A 19,024-nucleotide genomic window follows, 5' to 3' on the forward strand; every position below is an offset into this window, starting at 1 on the left:
AATAAATTATACCAAAAAACAAGGTGAAGTACAAGTTAACAATTTCCTATTATTAACATAACACAACAGCTTAAGTTCAAAGTTTAGAATCAATTTAAATTGCCGAAGGGCAATTTTTTTATTTAACCTTAACCTAAATTTGTAATTCCCTCTTGAATCTTTATACGTAATCGTGTATAATTACTGACAGAACCATAGTTAAAAATTAGGGAGGAAGATAAATGATGAAAAAGACGTTATTAATTTTCTTATTGGTAGGATTATTGGCAGTGGTAGGTTGTGCAGGAGATGACAGTACGGCTTGGCAGCGAATTGAAGAGGAAGGAACTTTGACAGTGGGAATGGATGCGGCTTATCGTCCGTTTGAATTTCGGGATGAAAATAATGAGATCGTTGGTTTTGATGCTGATTTGATTAGAGAGATTGGAGATCGACTAGGAATTGAAATCAAACTTCAAGATACAGCTTTTGATGGAATTATTCCTGGCTTGCAAGCAGGTGAGTATGATTTGATTATTTCTGCGATGACGATTACAGAAGAAAGAGAGCAAGCAGTTGATTTTTCTGATCCTTATTTCAATGCTGGGCAGGTAATCGCAGTCTTAGAAGATAATGATGAGATTCAAGGTTTGGAAGACTTAGAAGGTAAAACAGTTGGAGTTCAGTTAGGAACGACAGGAGATATAGTAGTTAGTGAGAAGGACAATGTGGAAGTTAATCGTTATGATGTAATTCCTGAGGCTTTTGAAGATTTGAATAATGAGCGGGTTGATGCAGTTATTAATGATCTGCCGGTAACGGCTGATTATATCCAAGAACGAGGTGGAGTTGAGATTGTAGGTGAGCCATTTACTGAAGAATTTTATGGAATGGCAATGCGTCAAGGTGAGGAAGAATTAGTAGAAAATATTAATCAAGCATTAGCAGAAATTCAAGAAGACGGTACTTATGACGAGATTTTTAGTAAATGGTTTGAGTAAGATACAAACAGCAGGGTCTCCCTGCTGTTTTTTTAATTTGAGTCTAAGTTAATTACAATTATGTGGCACTTTTAGTGCCACATAATTGAGTTGACAGTGTACAATGAACAGTTTACAGTTAAGATTAAAACCTTAAAAGTTTAAGACCTCTGAAATGCCTTATGTTCTTAGGTTTAGAGTGATTTTGATTTTAAGGTCTTTCCTTCGGGTTCTTTGAACCCTTCGTGATGAAAAAATCTGCTCTTAGATTTTTTCTATCTACTGTCAACCGTCCCTACAGGTCTTTGTCAAGACCTTTCGTGAAAACCATAGAAACCATATCAACTGTAAACTGTACACTGATATAAAGTGGCAAAGTGCCACTTTATATCAAATAAGTCCTATTTTTAAAGTTGGATAAAATTGCTTAAACTTAACCTTAAACTTGGACTTAATTCCCCTTGAATAAATAATAAGAATACTGTATAATTATTTTGGTCAACAAAACTTACATTTGTTTTTGTCAAGGAAATTATCTTTTGGGGATGGTTTGAACCAAATTTAAACTTAAGTTAATTAAGAAAGGGTTGGGATTGATGATAGTTGATAAAATAACCGTTTTGAGGCAGGCATTTCCGTATTTATTGCAGGGTGCGGGAATGACGATCAGATTGACGTTCTTTGCTGTGATGATAGGGATTGCGATTGGGACGATCTTAGGATTGGCCCGTGTATCACGAAATAAATTATTTAAAGGATTGGCCAAGGCTTATATTGAGTTTTTTCGGGGGACTCCATTATTGATTCAGCTATTTTTGCTTTATTATGGGTTGCCAAATTTAGGAATAGATATTCAATCACATGTAGCTGCAATTTTGGGATTAGGATTAAATAGTGGTGCTTATGTAGGAGAGATAGTCCGTTCAGGGATTAATGCCATTGATACAGGACAGATGGAAGCGGCCCGTTCATTGGGGATGTCATATCCACAAGCGATGAAGTATGTGATCTTACCACAGGCGATTAAACAGGTAGTTCCACCATTGGGTAATGAATTTATTGCTTTATTGAAGGACTCATCTTTGGTATCGGTAATTGCTGTTAGAGATTTGACGAGACAGGGACGATTAATTATCAGTCGAACTTATGAGTCTTTTTTGATCTTTACTGCTGTAGCAGCTTTATATTTTGTGATGACCTTTATTATGACTAGATTAGTCAATTATGCCGAAAGGAGGTTGAATGTCGGTGATTAAAGTAGAGGATCTGCATAAGAGTTTTGGGGATTTGGAAGTTTTGTCTGGGATTGATGAAGAGATTAAACAAGGTGAAGTTGTAGTAGTCATCGGGCCAAGCGGTTCAGGTAAGAGTACATTCTTACGCTGTCTGAATCGGTTAGAAGAGATTACTGCAGGTAAAGTTTGGATTGATGAAGAACAAATAAATTCTCTAGAAGTGGATATAAATAAAATAAGGCAAGAAACTGGGATGGTCTTTCAACATTTCAACCTCTTTCCTCATAAAAATGTACTAGAAAATATTACTTTGGCCCCTGTTAAGGTCAAAGGAGTCGAACCTAAGCAGGCGGAAAAGATTGCTTATGATCTACTAGATAAGGTTGGGTTACGGGATAAAGCAAGTAGTTATCCTCAGCAGCTATCAGGTGGGCAGAAACAGAGGATTGCGATTGCTAGAGCATTAGCGATGCAACCTAAGGTAATGTTATTTGATGAGCCAACTTCTGCTTTGGATCCAGAGATGGTTGGGGATGTATTAGAGGTAATGAAGGCTTTAGCGGAAGAAGGAATGACGATGGTGGTTGTAACCCATGAGATGGGTTTTGCTCGAGAGGTTGGCGATCGGGTTTTATTTATGGATCAAGGATTGATCGTAGAAGTTGGCCCGCCAGAGCAAATATTTGGAAACCCTCAACAGGAGAGGACTCAAGAGTTTCTGGCTAAAATTTTATAATCACCAGAAAGATAGATTATTTTTTATAATTCTATTGACAAGTTTTAATAGATATGTTATATTTATAATAGCAAGTTGAAAGACTGCTAAAATTTTAAAGGTAAGAAAAATAGGAGGAATGAATTAATGAAATTAACAGGTAGTGTAAAATGGTTTGACAATGAAAAGGGATATGGATTTATTGAAAGAGAAGAAGGAGACGACGTATTTGTACATTTTTCAGCAATTGAAGAAGAAGGATTCAAAGCATTAGACGAAGGTCAAGAAGTAGAATTTGAAATTGTTGAAGGCGACAGAGGACCACAAGCTGATAAAGTAACTAAACTGTAAGTTTATCTTTATTATTGACTATAACTGAAAAATAACTATAAATTAGTAATTTGAGTTAGGTTGTAGGATGATGAATTTAGCTTGAACAGTAACAAAAATTAGGAGGAATTAACTGATGAGATTAACAGGTAGCGTAAAATGGTTTGACAATGAAAAAGGATATGGATTTATTGAAAGAGAAGAAGGAGACGACGTATTTGTACATTTTTCAGCAATTGAAGAAGAAGGGTTCAAAGCATTAGACGAAGGTCAAGAAGTAGAATTTGAAATCGTTGAAGGCGACAGAGGACCACAAGCTGAAAATGTAACTAAACTGTAATCAAGTTTTTTATTGACATAAATGAAAGGCCCTGGATGAAACCGGGGTCTTTTTTTAATATAATACAAATAAAAGTACCTTTTAAGCAGGAGAATGTGGATTGATGAAGAAGGATATGATATACACTCATTTTCTCTAAAAAAAAGGAGTTGATCCTATTATGAAGTTTATGGTAAGAGGTAAGAACATTGAAATTACTGATGCTTTAAGGAATTATGCTCGAGAGAAAATTGGAAAGCTTAAGAAGTATTTTGATGAAGATGTCGTGATTGAATGTCAAATTTCTCTTGAAGTGGACAAGGAGCGACATATAGTTGAGGTAACTATCTTTGCTGATGGTTTGATCTTACGTGGTGAGGAAGAGACTGGAGATATGTATGCTTCAATTGATGGTGTGATTGAAAAGTTAGAACGGCAAGTTCGTAAATATAAAACTAGAATTAGTAATAAATTGAGACGAGAGAAGTTAGAATTTGAAGAGCAGTTAGGAAGACAGTTAGTCCGAGATGAAGAGGAAGAAGATGATGAGTTAGCTGCTAAGATTGTTAAGACCAAAAGCTTTGCTATTAAGCCGATGCCGGTTGAAGAAGCAGTAATGCAGATGGATTTGCTAGATCATGACTTTTTCGTTTTCTCTAATGCTAATACTGAAGAAGTAAATGTTGTTTATAGGAGAAATGATGGGAATTATGGTTTGATTGAACCGACAATTTAAATAACGATAAGCTAAAGTTTAACTAAACAAAGAAGCTAGCTGCCTAGGCAGCTAGCTTCTTTGTTAATTAAGGAAGTTATGTTTTGAGAGGTTGATAATTTTTTAGTGGTTTGTCTTCTTGTTTTAGGACTTTGCTCACACTTAAACTCAGACTTAGACTTAAACTATGACCGCAGGTCATTTTGTTGCTTTGTTTGCCTATTGGGCGGTTAAGTGGTATAATGTATAATGGACTTTGAAATTAAGATGGGCAAGTTATATCATTGGAATTTAAGATATATTATAATATAGTTGACAGTGTACAGTGAACAGTGTACAGTTATAGATTAAAATCTCAAAAGCTTAAGATCGCTAAGAAGTCTTATATCTATAGATTTAGAGTGGTTTTGATTTTAAGATTTGAAGGTCTTTAACTGTCAACTGTAAACCGTAAACTGTACACTGACAATTAGTGGCGTCTTGCCACTAATTGTCAATAACAAATCGAGAGGGGTAAAAAATGCTTGGTTTTTTAAAGAAGTTATTTGTTGATCCTAATGAGAAGAAGCTTAAGAAGTTAGAACCATTAGTTGACGAGATTAACGGTTGGGAAGATGAAATTGTCGAGTTAACTGATGAGCAATTACGGGCCAAGACCGATGAGTTCAAGTCTAGGTTGGAAGCTGGAGAGAGTTTAGATGATCTATTACCAGAAGCTTTTGCTGTTGTTAGGGAAGCTGCGAAGCGGACGGTAGAGATGAGACATTATGATGTCCAATTGATTGGAGGAATTGTCTTATTCCAGGGTAAGATTGCTGAGATGAAGACTGGAGAAGGTAAGACTTTAGCTGCTACTTTGCCCGCTTATCTCCATGGATTGATCGGTAAAGGGGTTCATATTATTACAGTTAATGATTATTTGGCTGAACGTGATCGAGAGTGGATGGGTCAAATTTATGAATTCTTAGGTTTAGAAGTAGGAGTTATCTTACAAGATATGGATTATCAGCAGCGGAGGGAAGCTTATCAAGCTGATATCACTTATGGAACGAATAATCAGTTTGGATTCGATTATTTAAGGGGTAATATGGCAACTAATGAAGAGCAGTTAGTGCAACGAGAGCTGAATTATGCTATTTTGGATGAGGTTGATAGTATCTTGATCGATGAAGCACGGACGCCATTAATTATCTCGGGGCCATCGCAACAATCACCTAAATTATACTATAAGTTTGCTAAGATTGCTCCTAGATTAGAGCAGGGTGAAGATAAAGATTATGAAGTTGATGAGAAGGCAAAATCGATCAGTCTCAATGAGTCAGGAATAGATAAGGTAGAGAAGATGTTAGGGATCGATAATCTATATGACAATCAATATTTAGATCACTTACACCATCTAAATCAAGCCTTGAAAGCTCATGCATTGATGAAGCGGGATCAGGATTATCTGGTGAAAAATGGTGAGGTGCATATTGTTGATCAATTTACTGGGCGATTGATGAGTGGACGTAGATTTAGTGATGGACTTCATCAAGCTATTGAAGCTAAGGAAGGGGTTAAGATTCAGCGTGAGAGTCAGACTTTAGCCAGTATTACCTTCCAGAACTTCTTTAGGATGTATGATAAGTTAGCAGGGATGACCGGTACTGCTGAGACGGAAGAGAGTGAATTTGATGAGATTTATGAGCTTGATGTAGTAGTGGTTCCAACTAATGAACCGGTGATTAGAGAAGATCTGCCTGATGTGATCTATAAGACTGAAGAAGCAAAGTTCAATGCTGTGGTCAAAGATATTAAGAAAAGATATAAGAAGGGCCAACCTACCTTGGTCGGTACGGTTTCTATTGAAAACTCTGAAAAATTGAGTAGAAAGTTAAAGCAGGCCCATGTACCCCATGAGGTCTTGAATGCGAAACACCATGAACGAGAAGCAGAGATTATTAAGCGGGCTGGTCAAAAGGGAGCAGTCACGATTGCTACTAATATGGCCGGTCGAGGAACTGACATTGTCTTAGGAGAAGGAGTTGTAGATTTAGGAGGTTTACACGTAATCGGTACTGAGCGCCATGAGAGTCGTAGAATTGATAATCAGTTGCGTGGTCGTTCAGGTCGTCAGGGAGATCCTGGTTCTTCTCGTTTTTATGTCTCGTTAGAAGATGATCTGATGCGTCTATTTGGTTCGGATAAGATTTCAGGGGTGATGAATACTCTAGGTTTAGAAGATGATCAGCCGATTGAGCATAAATTAATCACGAGATCATTGGCCAATGCCCAACAGAAGGTAGAGGATCGCAACTTTGATATCAGAAAGAATATCTTGGAGTATGATGATGTTTTAAATGGTCAGCGGAAGGTTATTTATGAACAACGCCGTAAGGTCTTGACCGGTGATGATTTAGAAGGGATCTTACTTGGGATGGCCGATAAGTGGTTAGATGAGGTAGTTGAGATTTATGCTGATCAGGAGTTGGCCCCTAGTGATTGGGACTTAGCTGGGTTGATCAATCATTTAGAAAACTTATCATTAGAGATTGATCTAACAGAGGAACATTTAGAAGGACTAAGAACAGAAGAGATTAAAGAAGACTTATTTACTGAATTTAAAGAGTCTTATCAAGCTAAACGGGAAGAAATAACTGCTGAGAAGATGAATAAACTAGCTAAATTAGTAATGTTAAAGGTTATTGATCAAAAATGGATGGATCACTTAAAAGCAATGGATGAATTGCGCCAGGGAATTGGGCTGAGAGCTTATGGACAGCGTGATCCATTAGTAGAGTATAAACTGGAAAGTTTTGAGATGTTTAAACAGATGAACTCTTGGATCAGAGAGGATATTATTAAGTATATCTTCACGATTGAGATTGTCAAGGAGGATTCTGAACAAGAGAGACCACAGCATTTAAATTATGAGCGCCGACCAATGATGACAGCTTATGATACTGCCAAGCAGCCTCAGCAAGGACAGCAAGCTCAAGCTGGTGGTGAAGAGCAAGAGAGCAAGTGTCAACCGATTGTTAAGGAAGAAGAGCCTGGTCGTAATGACCCTTGTCCGTGTGGCAGTGGTAAGAAGTATAAGAAGTGCTGTATCGATCGGTAAAGCAATGAATAATGAATATTTAATAATGAATAGTTAAAGATCAAAATCTCTAAAAAGTAAGGGCAAACCTGTGTGGATATGGTTTTCACGGAGGGTCTTGGTTTTTTAGACTCGTAGGTCTGCCTAAACTATTGAATAAATAAAATTTGTTCTAATTGTTGGTTTTGTTTATTCAATATTAATTATTAAATGTTAAATATAAGTTTGGGGGGGAGAGTGGATGCAAGAGCAAGAGTTAAAGTCGAAGTTATCAGAAATTAAAGATAGATTATCAGATTTGAGGGAATCTCTTTGACTATGATCAATTACTAGCCCAAAAAGAAGAAATCGATGAGCAGATGGCTCAGCCTAATTTTTGGAATGATAGTGAAGAGGCCCAAAAGGTTGCTAAACGAGGGAGTAATCTTAAAGGTAAGATCAAGCAGTTTGATCAGTTAGAAGAAGAATATCAAGACCTCAGCTTATTATTGGAGTTAGCTGTAGAGGAAGATAATCAAGAGGTGATTGATGAAGTTGACTTTAGGATTGGCCCGCTTGCCAAGGGTTTAGAACAGCTTGAGCTACAGACATTATTATCAGGAAAGTATGATGATAGTGATGCTTTATTAGCGATCAATCCAGGAGCAGGTGGGACAGAGTCACAAGATTGGGCCGAGATGTTATTGAGAATGTATACTCGCTGGGCCGAGCAGCATGGTTATCAAGTCAATACATTAGAGTTTATGGCAGGCGAGGAAGCAGGGATTAAGAGTGTAACCTTACAGATTAGCGGACCATATGCTTATGGTTATCTCAAATCTGAAAAGGGGGTTCATCGTCTGGTCAGAATTTCTCCGTTTGATTCTTCAGGACGGAGGCATACTTCTTTTGCTTCAGTCGATGTAATGCCTGAGATTGATGATGATATTGAGGTTGATATTGATAAGAATGATCTGAAGATAGAGACTTATCGGGCCAGTGGTGCTGGAGGTCAGCATGTTAATACGACTGATTCTGCTGTTAGGATTACTCACCAGCCGACAGGGATTGTAGTCCAATGCCAAAATCAACGTTCTCAGCATAAGAATAGGGAAGGTGCTTTGAAGATCTTGAAAGCGAAGTTATTCGATTATTTACAGGAAAAGCAAGCAGATAAGATAGATGAGTTACGAGGTGAGTATAAGGAGATAGCTTGGGGGAGTCAGATCAGGTCATATGTCTTCCATCCTTATCAGATGATCAAGGATCATCGAACCGCTGTAGAGACAGGAAAGAGTGAGCAAGTACTTGATGGTGATTTAGATTTATTTATTGAAGCTTATTTAAAAGAAGAATAACCTGTCAACACCTCACATATATAGATTAATATGTGAGGTGACTTGATGGAACAGATCTTAATGACGACAGTAATTGGGCTGATAGCTGGAATGTTAGGTACTGGGTTAGGTGGTGCTAGTATTATTTTATGGCGTAAGCCTGATGATAAATCGGTCAGTTTATTGTTGGGGTTGACAGGTGGTATGATGTTATCGATTGTACTGGTTGATTTAATTCCAGCATCGATTGAACATGGTAGCTTTGTAGCTGCTGTTGCAGGAGTTTTTTTAGGGTTGATAGCTTTGGATTTAACGGCTTATTATTTTAAATCGGAAAAGATGGATGATTGGTATATTCAAACCGGGATCTTATTGGGGATCGGGATCAGCCTGCATAATTTTCCAGAAGGGTTGGCCATTGGAGCGGGTTATCTTGTTACTACAGAGTTAGGATTTGGTTTGGCTGTATTGATGGCCCTTCACAATTTCCCGGAAGGATTATCGATGGCTACTGCCTTAAAGGCAGGTGGCTGGAGTTCACCTAAGATATTATTAGCTACTATTTTACCTGGAATCCCAATGGGTTTAGGAGCTTTGACCGGTTCATTGATCGGTTATATCTCCCCGGTTGTACTAGCGATTACGTTAGGTTTTGCTGGAGGGGCTATGTTGTATATTACTACGTTTGAATTAATTCCTAGTGCATATAATTTTCGCTATACTAAGGTTCAAGCTACTATTGGTGTCATCTTAGGCTTAGTAGCTGGAGTTTTAATTACAATTTTAGTTTAGGAGTGGAAAAGGTGTTAAAGAAGTTAATTAAACCAGCAGTTATTCTGTTGTTGTTGCTGTTAGTAGGTAGCCAATTAATCTTACCACGGATATTTTCTACTAGATTAGAATCTAGTTTAAGCCAAGAATTAGATGATTATGAGCAATTAGATGTTACAATCAGTTCCTTTCCAGCTATTAAGTTACTAGCTGGTCGGGTCGATCAGCTAGAAATTAAAGCCAATGGTTTAGTCAGCGAACAGCTTACTTTAGAGCGGTTAGAGGGCAGCTATAGTGATTTGAAATTAGTCAAGGGTCAAGATGAACAATGGCAGGTCAGCCAAGGTGAGAATACGGAACTTGAAATTGAGTTGACTGATCAGGATTTGAATCATTATTTAGCTACTAGACCAGAGTTGGATATTTTAGATGCTTTCCGGATCGATTTAACATCTGATCAGATGGTGATGGTAGGTAAGTTGAGTTTTTTTAATACTGAATTGAGCTTGCAGTTGACTGGGAAGTTCAGTGTTTATGATCATCAGACTTTGATCTTTAATTCAGACAAGTTAGCAGTTGATCGAGTTGTAATTTCAACTGATGTAATTGAACAATTGAAGGATAAATTGGGCTTTAAGATCAGTTTAGCTAATTTTCCTCTTCCCTTAGAACTTACTGAGGTTAAGGTTGAGGAAGGTAGTTTGCAGTTGTTAGGTGGTACAAGAGAATAATTAATCATTAAGATCCCTATCTTAAATAAAGAGAGGGGTCTTTTTTATATTGTGGCATCTTGATGCCACAATATAGTTGACAGTTAACAGTGAACAGTTTACAGTTAAGATCAAAATCTTAACAGCTTAAGACTTCTGAAAAGCCTTATATTTGCAGATTTAGACTGGTTTTGAATTTAGGTTTTTAACTGTCAACTGTAAACCGTAAACTGTACACTGATATTTAGTGGCAAAGTGCCACTAAATATCAATTATAGATGACGGAGTTGAATCAGATGAAGAAACTACTAACTATAACCTTAATAGCAATCCTAGCTCTAACAGGTCTCTTAGTAGCTAGACGCTATCAGGTGGAAAGTCAGAATCGAGCTGTGGAGCTGGTGATCGATTATAGCTTGTTGCGGGAGTTTGAGCAGGAGCAATTACTATCGCAGTTAAAAGAGTTAGGCTTGACTACGGTCGGTTTAGAGATGGATAATTTAAAAGAGTTGGCTACTGATGGTGAGTTGAGTTATTACCAAGGTCATCAGGTCAGTGGTTTGGCTGGACAGTTACTTGGATTTCCTCAACTTGAATCTGGTGAACTATATCTTGTCAGTGATAACCAGCAATTGCTAGATCAATTAGAAGAGCTCTTAGCTGATAGGGTGACTGTAGAGCGGATTGAAGAGCAAGGGTTGAAGGTTAATGATTATGAAGAAGAGTTACTGGAGTTGCCGCTCTATTTTTCTGAGCAGAAGGTAGATTTTTTGTCTGAGCTAGGGTTACAGATTATTCCTCGGTTGCCGGCTGAGATTGAGCCACAGGAGTTGGATAGTTTATTGGCTGGAGTAGAGGATAGTCAGCAGATTATCTTCAGTGGGGAGCAGGTTGTAGGTTATCCTGAGCAGCTGGAGCTAACTGCTCAACAGTTAAGAGCAAGAGGGATTAAACTTGGGATGATTGAGCCGTTTATTGCACGACAGAGTGGGAGTGGAGAGTTGGCCCGGTTACTCGATCTAAAAGCAGTACGGGTACATAGCATAGAGCAGGCCGAATTAGATTTTTTAGGAATTGAGCGGGCTGTAGCTCGTTATTTACGAGCAGTCAGGGAGCGGAATGTTAGGACTTTATATTTAAGACCTTTTGCTGAGCCAGAGGATACACTGGAGTTTATGGAAGGGTTGGTCGCTAGATTGGAAGCAGAGGATTATATTCTAGCACAGGCATCTCCATTTGCTGATTTAGGTGAGCAGGTAGAATTAAGATTAATATTAGCTGGTTTAATAGTGCTATTAAATAGTTTATTACTTAAGATATTAGGAGTTAGTTGGTTTTATGCTGGAGGGAGTGCAGCTTTTTTATTAGCAGTAGGTCATGTGGCAGGGGTTAATTTCAGCTTAGAGCTATTAGCTTTAGTGGTTGCTATCAACTTGCCGTGTTATATCTTTGTTTACTTAATCAATAAGATTGATGCTCCTTTGAAGCTTAGCCAAGTGCTTAAGTTATTTTTGCAGGTTAGTTTGGTCAGTATTGTGGGGGGGTTGATTATCAGTGCCTTATTAGCAGATAGGAGATATTTACTGCAGATCAGGCAGTTTAGAGGGGTTAAATTGGCCTTTGCTTTACCATTGGTGATCAGTTTTGTTTATGGGTTGTTTATTAATTATGGTAATCTGAATATGGTTAAAAGGAAGTTAGCAGATTTTTTAGAGCAGTCTGTTTTGTGGAAAGAGGTATTAGTATTACTTTTGATCTTTTTAGGTGGTTTAATTTATCTAGGACGGACAGGTAATAATCCAGCGATTCCAGTCAGTGCTACCGAGGTATTGCTCAGAGAGAATTTGGAGAGAATATTGATCGTTAGACCACGGTTTAAATCCTTTTTGATTGGACATCCTGGATTAGTATTAGGGATCGGTTTAGTAGGTCAAGCTAAGAGGTATAGTTGGTTATTATTGATTGGATTGATCGGTCAGATCAATATTTTAAATACTTTTTCTCATCTGCATACTCCGCTGCTGATTTCACTGCTTAGGGTTGGTCAAGGGGTAGTCTTAGGAGGGGTAATTGGGATAGGCATTGAATATTTAATAATGAATAATGAATAACTTAAAAGCAGTTGACGGTTGACAGTGTACAGTGTACAGTTAAGATCAAAACCTTAAAAATTTAAAACCACTTAAAACTCTTGTAATTAAAGGAGTAGACAGGTTTTGAATTTAAGGTTTAATGATTTTACTTCGGGTTTTTTAAACCCTTCGTGATGAAAAAATCCGTTCTTAGATTTTTTCTATCCACTGTCAACTGTAAACCGTAAACCGTAAACTGATATTTAGCGAATAGTTAATGAAAAAGGAGATAATAATGAAAAGAATTATTCTATCCGGTTATTATGGCTTTAACAACGCAGGAGATGAAGCAATCCTAGCAGCTTTGATCGTAGGGTTGCAAGAAGTCTTTGGACAAGTAGAGATCATTGTACTATCTGCTAATCCTAGCTGGACAAGAAAGGTTCATGGAGTTAAGGCGATCAGTCGAACCAATCTAGTTGAGGTGGTTGCCCAGTTAAAAAAAACTGACTTGTTGATCAGCGGTGGGGGTAGTCTGTTACAGGATGTGACTGGAAGGAAGACGATTCCTTATTATTTATCGATTATAATCTTGGCTAAAGCACTTAAGGTACCTGTTTTTTTCTGTGCTCAAGGGGTTGGTCCAATCAATGCTGTGATTAATCAAAAATTGGTCAAATCAGTCCTTAATCGGGTTGATTTAATCACTGTCCGTGATCAAAAGTCTAAGGAGTTATTACGACAAATAGGGGTTGAAGGATTGATCTATGTGACTGCTGATCCGGTCTTTATGTTACAGCCAACAAAGGAGAAGAGAATAAAGGCTATCTTAGCTGAGGAAGGGATTGATTTGGCCCAGCAGACGGTTGGGATTTCGATTCGACCTTGGGGTGATAATAGCTATTTGAAGCGATTGGCTGTGGTGTTAGAGCAATTTAGAGAAGAGTTTGCGATTCAACTGTTGTTAATTCCGTTACATTATCCTGCTGATCTGGAAGTTAGTCATAAATTAAGGAGTCTGATGGAAGGGGAGGTTGCAATAGTTACTGGAAATTATTCACCACAAGAGGTATTGGGCTTGGTCGGTCAGGTTGATTTATTACTTGGAGTGCGGTTACATTCTTTGATCTTTGCTGCTTTGAATCAGATGCCGTTACTTGGGATCTCTTATGATCCTAAGATTGATAGTTTTTTAGCTAGTTTGGATCTATCTCCTATAGGATGGATAGATAATTTAGAAGTAGAGCAACTTAGTCAAGAAATAATTGGAAAATGGGCCAATAAAGGGCGGGTTAGGAGTAAAATAAATAAAAAAGTTGATCAATTAGCAGGATTAGCTAGGTATAATCTAGAATTAGCTTTAATGTTGTTCGGTGGTCAGGATGGAAAATAAGGTTGAGATTTTAGGAGTTGAAATTGATAATTTGACCATACAAGAGGCATTGGGTCAAATTGAGTCTTTTTTAAATTCAGGACAAGCTAATTTAATAGTGACCCCTAATCCTGAAATGATCATTAAGGCCAACTATGATCAACAGTTAAAAAAGATCTTGAATTCGGCGGAGTTGGCCCTAGCGGATGGAGTAGGTTTATTATTGGCTGCTAAGATGTTAGGGACAGAATTAAAGGAGCGGATTACGGGGGTTGAACTGGTGCACAGGTTATTGAAGTTAGGTAATCAAACAGGGCTTCGGTTTTATTTTTTAGGCTCAGAACCAGGAGTAGCAGCCCAAGCCAAGGAGAACCTCCAAGCTCAGTACCCTAAATTAATGATCAAGACCCATCATGGTTATCTAGATCGTAGATTAGAAGAGCAGGTAATAGCAGAGATTAAGGCTAATCAAATAGATGTTTTATTGGTCGGAATGGGAGTTCCACTACAGGAAAAATGGTTAAATAAATACTTAACCTCTCTACAAGTACCGGTAGGAATCGGGGTGGGAGGAGTCTTTGATGTTTTGGCTGGTAATAAGAGGCGAGCACCTGTAGTAATGCAGAAGTTTGGGTTGGAGTGGTTCTTTCGGTTATTACAAGAGCCAAGTCGGGCGGGAAGGATGGTTGCGATACCTGAATTTGTGCTTAAAGTGCTTCGGCAACGGTTGAAGAATAAATAGCTTTATTACAATATTGGGTTGACAGTTTACGGTTTACAGTTTACAGTTGAAGAGCAAAACCTTAAAAGCTTAAGACCTTTGAAGAATCTTATGTTTAGGGGTTTAGAGTGGTTTTGAATTTAGATTTTTAACTGTCAACCGTCAACTGTTCACTGTTAACTGTTATTAAGTTCGGGAAGGGGATTGTTGAAATGACTCGGCAAGATATTTATGATTATCTAGGGATTACGGTTGGTTCAATCTTAATTGCACTGGCATTAGTTATCTTTTTGGTACCTAATCGAATTGCTGCTGGTGGAGTTAGTGGCTTGGCTACAGTATTATATCATCTCTTTAATTGGCCCGTAGGAACGGTGATTTTAGCTTTAAATGTACCTCTTTTTATTCTAGGGGTCAAAGAATTAGGGGCCAAATTTGGTTTTAAGACCTTATATGGAATTATAGTCTTATCTGTGGCTGCAGATCTGTTGGCCCCTCATCTATCCTTTGTAACTGATGATCTGTTGTTAGTTGCCATTTATGGTGGTGGTTTAGCAGGAGTAGGCTTAGGGATTGTTTTTAAATCGAAGGCAACGACTGGTGGTACCGATCTTGTGGCTCAGATTATTAATAAATATACGGGCTTGAGTTCTGGTAAGGGATTATTAATTATTGACTTTTTTGTTATTTCATTAGCAGGACTTGTTTTTAATCTTGAGTTGGCTCTATATGCTTTAATTTCCTTAGCAATTACCAGTATGACGATTGATTTAGTCCAAGAGGGGTTAACTATCTCCAAGGGAGCATTTATTATTTCTGATGCTGCAGAGGTGATTAGGGAGGATATTATTAATCAATTAGATCGAGGAGTAACTGTTTTGAATGGTCGGGGTGGCTTTACTGAAGAAAATAAAGATATATTACTTTGTATTATTAGTCGATCTGAAGTATCAGATCTTAAGAATGTGGTACATACTATTGATGAGGATGCTTTTGTGATTATTACTGAAGTACGTGAAGTATTAGGAGAAGGATTTAAAGAAAATATTATTGAGGAGGTTTAAGGATGAGCAAGGTAACAGAGTTAGAAGATAAAGCACGAACGATTCGAGAAGATATCTTAAAGATGCTAACCACAGCCGGATCTGGTCATCCTGGAGGTTCTCTATCTGCTGCTGATATATTGGCGGTATTATATTTTGAAGAGCTTGAGATTGACCCAGCCAATCCTGACTGGGAAGATAGGGATCGCTTCGTATTATCTAAAGGGCATGCAGCACCAGTCTTGTATGCTGCTTTAGCAGAGAAAGGATTCTTTCCTAAAGAAGATTTAATGAAGTTAAGAACTTTAGAAGGACATTTGCAAGGGCATCCCGATTTAAATAAGACGCTAGGAGTCGATATGACGACTGGATCATTAGGACAGGGTTTTTCTGCTGCGCTAGGAATGGCCTTAGCTGGTAAACTAGATCAGAAAGATTATCGAGTCTTTGTGATGCTAGGTGATGGTGAATTGCAAGAAGGGCAGGTCTGGGAAGCTTCATTAGCAGCTGCCCATCATCAATTGGATAACTTGATCGGAATTGTCGATAATAACCGAGTCCAATTGGTAGATAGGACTGAAAAGATTATGAAAGTAGAACCGATTACAGATAAGTTTTCAGCATTTGGATGGCATGTAATTGAGATTGAAGGTCATGATCTAGAACAGATCAGGGATGCTTTCAGTCAAGCTGATCAGATAACGGGCCAACCAGTGATGATTGTAGCCAATACGATTAAAGGTAAAGGTGTTTCCTTTATGGAGGATACTGCTGCTTGGCATGGTAAAGCGCCAGATGATGAAAAATATCAGGAAGCATTAGTAGAATTAGAATAGGAGGGATAGTATGCCAGAGGAGATTCCAACCAGGAATGCCTATGGAGAAGCTTTAGTTGAGCTAGGTCAAGAGAAGGAAGATATAGTTGTCTTAGATGCAGATCTGTCAGGTTCTACTAGGACTGGTTATTTTGAAGAAGAATTTCCTGATAGATTTTTTCAGATGGGGATTGCAGAGCAGAATCTGATGGGGACTGCTGCTGGTTTAGCTACCTGTGGTAAGATTCCTTTTGCTAGTACTTTTGCTGTCTTTGGTAGTGCTAGAGTAGCAGATCAGTTGAGAAATTCGATTGCTTATCCTGAGTTGAATGTTAAGATTGCAGTTACTCATGCTGGGGTTACGGTTGGCCCAGATGGTGCTACCCATCAATCAGTCGAAGATTTGAGTATTGTCCGCGGGATTCCTAATTTGACTGTGATTGTACCAGCAGATTATGTAGAAGCTAAAGCTGTTACCAAAGCTGCTGCTGAACACCATGGACCAGTCTATTTAAGATTCGGTCGGGTAGGAACACCAGCCGTTTTTAGCGAAGATGACTATCAATTTGAGTGGGGTCAAGTCCAGGTAGTTGAAGAGGGTAGTGATATTACAATCTTTGCTACTGGAATTATGTTGGCCCAAGCTTTAACAGCGAGAGAAGAGTTAATGAAAGAAGGAATTGAAGCAGAAGTGGTCAATGTTCATACTATTAAGCCACTTGATGTAGCAGGAGTTATTAATTCAATTAAGAAGACAGGAGCAGCAGTTACTGCTGAAGAGCATAATATTTATGGAGGATTAGGTAGTGCTATTGCAGAAGCAGTAAGTGAAAATCACCCTGTCCGACTAAAGCGGGTAGGAATTGAAGATAGATTTGGCAAATCAGGAGAACCTAAAGAGTTATTAAAGGAATATGGGTTGACAGAGCAAGAGATTATAACAGCAGTTAAAGAAGTTCTTGATAAGTAAAGATGATAGAGTTCTGAATGTAGTTATTCAACTGTGAAGTGAGATTTAATTACAATACTGTGTCACTTTTAGTGTCACATAATTGAGTTGACAGTTTACGGTGGATACGGTTTTTGTGATTTTCACGAAGGGTCTTGATAAAGACCCGTAGGTACAGTTTACAGTTAAGAGCAAAATATTAAGAGCCTAAAACCCATGAAAAGACTTAGAATTATAGGTTTAGAGTGGTTTTGATTTTAAGGTTTTCCTTCGGGTTCTTTGAACCCTTCGTGATGAAAAAATCCGCACTTAGATTTTTTCTATCTACTGTCAACCGTCAACTGTTCACTGTCAACTGCTATTTAGTGGCACTTTGTCACTAAATAGCGATTAATAAATAATGAGTGGAGGGAAGTAAAATGGATAGTAATCAATTAGCAGCTATGATCGATCATACTATTCTTAGACCAGATGTTGTTAGTGAAGATGTTAAGGTTAAGTGCCAGGAGGCTGTAGATTATAAATTTGCTTCAGTATGTCTTAACCCTTCTTTTGTCAGGCTGGCTAGTAAGGAATTAGCAGATAGTGAAGTTAAAGTCTGTACGGTGATTGGATTTCCACTTGGTGATTCTACTTCCGAAACCAAGGTTTTTGAGACTAGGAATGCTATTAAAAGAGGTGCACAAGAGATTGATATGGTACTCAATATAGGGGCTTTAAAATCAGAGGTTTGGGATGTAGTCAAGGATGATATCAGGGTTGTAGTCAGAGAGGCTAAAGAAGAGGCAGTAGTTAAGGTGATTATTGAGACCTGTTATCTGACTAAGCAAGAGATGAGGAAGGCTTGTCAAATCATTAAGGAAGTAGGAGCAGATTTTGTTAAGACTTCGACCGGCTTTGGTACTGCTGGGGCCAAAGTAGAGGATATTGAGTTGATTAAAGAGGTAGTAGGAGATGAGGTAGGGATTAAAGCGTCAGGTGGAATTAGAACTAAGGCTGAGGCAATGAAGATGATTGAAGCAGGAGCAACAAGGATTGGAACGAGTTCCGGGATAGAGATAATAAACAATTAATATTTAATACTGAATATTGAATAGTTAAAACAATTTACAATTGGTAATTGATAGTTAAAGAGCAAAAGAAAAGTTCGAAGAAATAAGATCAAAGGTAAAATGATGTTAAGTTTACATATTAATTAAATAGTTGTAAATCATTAAGCCGGTTAGGGGTTTCTCTAACTGGTTTTTTATTATTTAGGAAATTATGCTTTTTAGAGGTTGTGGGTAACTTTTATTTTTAATGGTTTGGATTTACTCAACCTTAAACTTAGCCTTAGACTTAGTTCGTCATTCTTTGAGCTTTTCTTGAAATTGAAGTAACTCTTGTTGGTAGTCAGGGTTTGCAGCAAAGAACTTGACTAAATTAGTGATTGAATCAACCGTCTCTTCTGATAGATAATGCTCCATTGCCTCAGCTTCTTCTTCTAGATCACAATCACTACCGATCACCTCTAAAAAATCTCGCAAGGTTTGATTTCTGTCTACTAAGAATTTACCTAATTTTCTTCCAGTAGAAGTCAGTTGGATATTTTGATAGCGTTCATAATCTAAATAGCCTTTTTTAGTCAATTTTTTTACTGCCTTGGTGACTGAGGGTAAGGAGACGTCCAATTTGAGTGCTATATCTGTCGTGCGGACGAAGCCTTTTTGCTGAGAAAAGCGATAGATCTCTTCTAAGTAATCTTCTAAGCTAGGGGATAACATGATAACTCCTTTCGAAAGCAGTTGATAGTTTACAATTGATAATTGACAGTTAAAAACTTAAATTTAATTACAATTATGTGTAACTTTTGCTTAGAACCATGAGGGAGATTTCTCGTTCTGAAAGATTTTTTCTGAGCTTC

General features: G+C 37.9%; 18 protein-coding genes. 17 read left to right on the plus strand and 1 reads right to left on the minus strand.

Annotation, left to right across the window (positions count from 1 at the left end):
* Positions 1-224 precede the first annotated feature (224 nt).
* The 17 genes from MWH25_RS10235 to deoC all read left to right on the plus strand — a co-directional run bounded on the left by MWH25_RS10235 (position 225) and on the right by deoC (position 18,194).
* The gene (locus MWH25_RS10235; protein WP_428832823.1) at positions 225-980 is read left to right on the plus strand and encodes a basic amino acid ABC transporter substrate-binding protein; all 756 of its coding nucleotides are present in this window, start codon (positions 225-227) and stop codon (positions 978-980) included.
* 575 nt (positions 981-1,555) lie between these two features.
* Positions 1,556-2,215: an amino acid ABC transporter permease gene (locus MWH25_RS10240; RefSeq protein ID WP_248627553.1), complete on the plus strand. Its 660-nt coding sequence runs from the start codon at positions 1,556-1,558 to the stop codon at positions 2,213-2,215.
* Positions 2,202-2,930: an amino acid ABC transporter ATP-binding protein gene (locus MWH25_RS10245; protein ID WP_248627554.1), complete on the plus strand. Its 729-nt coding sequence runs from the start codon at positions 2,202-2,204 to the stop codon at positions 2,928-2,930. The genes MWH25_RS10240 and MWH25_RS10245 overlap by 14 nt, the downstream gene beginning before the upstream one ends.
* Before the next feature lie 126 nt (positions 2,931-3,056).
* Positions 3,057-3,260 (plus strand): cold shock domain-containing protein, encoded by a 204-nt coding sequence (locus MWH25_RS10250; protein ID WP_248617469.1) that lies wholly within the window; start codon positions 3,057-3,059, stop codon positions 3,258-3,260.
* A 115-nt stretch (positions 3,261-3,375) separates the two neighbouring features.
* Positions 3,376-3,579 carry a cold shock domain-containing protein gene (locus tag MWH25_RS10255; RefSeq protein WP_248627555.1) on the plus strand — a complete coding sequence of 68 codons (204 nt, stop codon included), beginning with the start codon at positions 3,376-3,378 and terminating at the stop codon, positions 3,577-3,579.
* Between the two features lie 160 nt (positions 3,580-3,739).
* A complete protein-coding gene (gene hpf / locus MWH25_RS10260; RefSeq protein WP_248627556.1) occupies positions 3,740-4,294 on the plus strand; it encodes a ribosome hibernation-promoting factor, HPF/YfiA family in 555 nt (184 codons plus the stop codon).
* A gap of 499 nt (positions 4,295-4,793) precedes the next feature.
* On the plus strand, positions 4,794-7,373 hold the full coding sequence (gene secA / locus MWH25_RS10265; RefSeq protein ID WP_248627557.1) for a preprotein translocase subunit SecA: 2,580 nt from the start codon (positions 4,794-4,796) through the stop codon (positions 7,371-7,373).
* 220 nt (positions 7,374-7,593) lie between these two features.
* Positions 7,594-8,689 (plus strand): peptide chain release factor 2 gene (gene prfB, locus MWH25_RS10270; protein WP_248627558.1). Its coding sequence is split into 2 segments (ribosomal slippage): positions 7,594-7,665 and positions 7,667-8,689, totalling 1,095 coding nucleotides; the frame shifts between segments, so codons are not numbered across the junction.
* A gap of 45 nt (positions 8,690-8,734) precedes the next feature.
* Positions 8,735-9,460 (plus strand): ZIP family metal transporter, encoded by a 726-nt coding sequence (locus MWH25_RS10275; RefSeq protein WP_248627559.1) that lies wholly within the window; start codon positions 8,735-8,737, stop codon positions 9,458-9,460.
* A gap of 11 nt (positions 9,461-9,471) precedes the next feature.
* Positions 9,472-10,170, plus strand: a complete 699-nt coding sequence (locus MWH25_RS10280; RefSeq protein ID WP_248627560.1) for an LmeA family phospholipid-binding protein — start codon at positions 9,472-9,474, stop codon at positions 10,168-10,170.
* A gap of 275 nt (positions 10,171-10,445) precedes the next feature.
* Complete coding sequence (locus MWH25_RS10285) at positions 10,446-12,260, plus strand: DUF5693 family protein (protein WP_248627561.1); 1,815 nt, start codon at positions 10,446-10,448, stop codon at positions 12,258-12,260.
* Between the two features lie 256 nt (positions 12,261-12,516).
* Positions 12,517-13,614: a polysaccharide pyruvyl transferase CsaB gene (csaB, locus tag MWH25_RS10290; RefSeq protein ID WP_248627562.1), complete on the plus strand. Its 1,098-nt coding sequence runs from the start codon at positions 12,517-12,519 to the stop codon at positions 13,612-13,614.
* Positions 13,604-14,335, plus strand: a complete 732-nt coding sequence (locus MWH25_RS10295; protein ID WP_248627563.1) for a WecB/TagA/CpsF family glycosyltransferase — start codon at positions 13,604-13,606, stop codon at positions 14,333-14,335. Before csaB ends, MWH25_RS10295 begins: the two co-directional genes overlap by 11 nt.
* A gap of 191 nt (positions 14,336-14,526) precedes the next feature.
* Positions 14,527-15,378: a YitT family protein gene (locus tag MWH25_RS10300; protein WP_248627564.1), complete on the plus strand. Its 852-nt coding sequence runs from the start codon at positions 14,527-14,529 to the stop codon at positions 15,376-15,378.
* A 2-nt stretch (positions 15,379-15,380) separates the two neighbouring features.
* Positions 15,381-16,193, plus strand: coding sequence for a transketolase (locus MWH25_RS10305; RefSeq protein ID WP_248627565.1), 813 nt, complete (start codon positions 15,381-15,383; stop codon positions 16,191-16,193).
* A 10-nt stretch (positions 16,194-16,203) separates the two neighbouring features.
* Positions 16,204-17,142 (plus strand): transketolase family protein, encoded by a 939-nt coding sequence (locus MWH25_RS10310; protein WP_248627566.1) that lies wholly within the window; start codon positions 16,204-16,206, stop codon positions 17,140-17,142.
* A 398-nt stretch (positions 17,143-17,540) separates the two neighbouring features.
* A complete protein-coding gene (deoC, locus tag MWH25_RS10315; protein WP_248627567.1) occupies positions 17,541-18,194 on the plus strand; it encodes a deoxyribose-phosphate aldolase in 654 nt (217 codons plus the stop codon).
* Positions 18,195-18,467: 273 nt separating this feature from the next.
* Here the strand turns inward: deoC and mntR are convergent, their stop codons facing one another.
* Positions 18,468-18,884 (minus strand): transcriptional regulator MntR, encoded by a 417-nt coding sequence (mntR, locus tag MWH25_RS10320; protein ID WP_248627568.1) that lies wholly within the window; start codon positions 18,882-18,884, stop codon positions 18,468-18,470.
* Positions 18,885-19,024: the final 140 nt, after the last annotated feature.

The organism is Natroniella acetigena (genome assembly GCF_023227745.1).
Lineage (GTDB): Bacteria > Bacillota > Halanaerobiia > Halobacteroidales > Halobacteroidaceae > Natroniella > Natroniella acetigena.